The following is a 1,088-nucleotide window of genomic DNA, read 5'->3' as shown; positions in this document are numbered from 1 at the left end:
CGAACGAGGACGGGATGCAGAGCCAGTTGCGCCGGATCGCCGAGCGCGACGTCGACCTCTCAGGTCTGGCACGCAACGGGTGGGCGCTGGCACACACCGCCACGATCCCCGGCCCCGAGGGCGTCATGTTCGTGGACACCCTCACCCGCACCGAATCCTGACCCGCACCACCACCGAGGAGCAAACGCCATGTCCGACACCATCACCACCAGTCCCGCGGCCGAGGAGCCGACCCTCCTTGACGCGGTGGCCGAGTTCGCGTCCGTGTTCTCCCACGGAGACACCGCCGACGAGTTGGCCGTGCGACTCAGCTGCGCCGAGGTCGACGCGCTGGCCGGACTCCTGCGAGCATTCGGACGAGATGAGGCCGCGGACCTGTGGATCGCGGAGCACGCGAGCGACGACGACGAGGGCGACGCCCACACCCCGGAAGGAACTCACCGATGAGCGAGCAGCAGCAGACCACGCCCGACCCGGCGGCGACCTACCAGGCGGCCGTGGAGACCTCCGCGGCCACGCTCTCCGACCCCGCAGTCACGGAAGCGATCGCCCCGACGCTGCCGTGCTGGCGCGCGACGGGCATCATCGACCTCCTCACCCAGGCCGGACACACCGACGCCGCCCAGAAGTAGGCCGAGCTGCACGCCTGGTCCCCGGTCAACGACGAGCACGACCCGCATCGCGGCGGCCGGTGGGACGACTGATGCTCACCGTCTACTCGAAGCCGTCATGTGTGCAGTGCACCATGACCTACCGGGTGCTCGAGAAGAAGGGCATCGAGTACACCACCGTCGACATCACCACCAACCCCGCAGCGCTCGCGTACGTCACGGAGGAGCTGGGCTACTCCGCCGCCCCCGTGGTCGTCGCGAGCGACCAGGATCACTGGTCGGGCTTTCGCCCCGACCTCATCGAGAAGCACGCCGCATGACCGGCCCGAACGTCACCGGCGACGACTACCGGGCCGGGTACCTCGCCGGACAGGCCGACCGGCAAGGCGAAGTCGACTGGCTGGAGAACGAGGCCGACCGGCTCTACCGCCTCGCCTACGGCGACGAGCGCCGCGTCCCCGCCCTCACCGTCACGCG

At 69.9% G+C, this 1,088-nt stretch carries 3 protein-coding genes; all 3 read left to right on the top strand.

Features of this window, described 5'->3' with window-relative positions; all coding sequences use genetic code 11:
* Nucleotides 1-189: 189 nt before the first annotated feature.
* The 3 genes from C5C82_RS17095 (at nucleotide 190) to nrdH (ending at nucleotide 931) form a co-directional block, all read left to right on the top strand.
* Nucleotides 190-447 (top strand): hypothetical protein, encoded by a 258-nt coding sequence (locus C5C82_RS17095; protein WP_219812386.1) that lies wholly within the window; start codon nucleotides 190-192, stop codon nucleotides 445-447.
* Entirely contained in the window at nucleotides 444-632 is a 189-nt protein-coding gene (locus C5C82_RS17090) for a hypothetical protein (RefSeq protein ID WP_104355436.1), read from the top strand. The genes C5C82_RS17095 and C5C82_RS17090 overlap by 4 nt, the downstream gene beginning before the upstream one ends.
* A 68-nt stretch (nucleotides 633-700) precedes the next feature.
* Complete coding sequence (gene nrdH, locus C5C82_RS17085; RefSeq protein WP_056045893.1) at nucleotides 701-931, top strand: glutaredoxin-like protein NrdH; 231 nt, start codon at nucleotides 701-703, stop codon at nucleotides 929-931.
* The last annotated feature ends 157 nt before the right edge of the window (nucleotides 932-1,088 follow it).

Origin of the sequence: Rathayibacter sp. AY1D5 (assembly GCF_002932515.1) — a bacterium.
GTDB lineage: Bacteria > Actinomycetota > Actinomycetes > Actinomycetales > Microbacteriaceae > Rathayibacter.
This window is presented reverse-complemented; position numbering and strand designations above follow the sequence as displayed.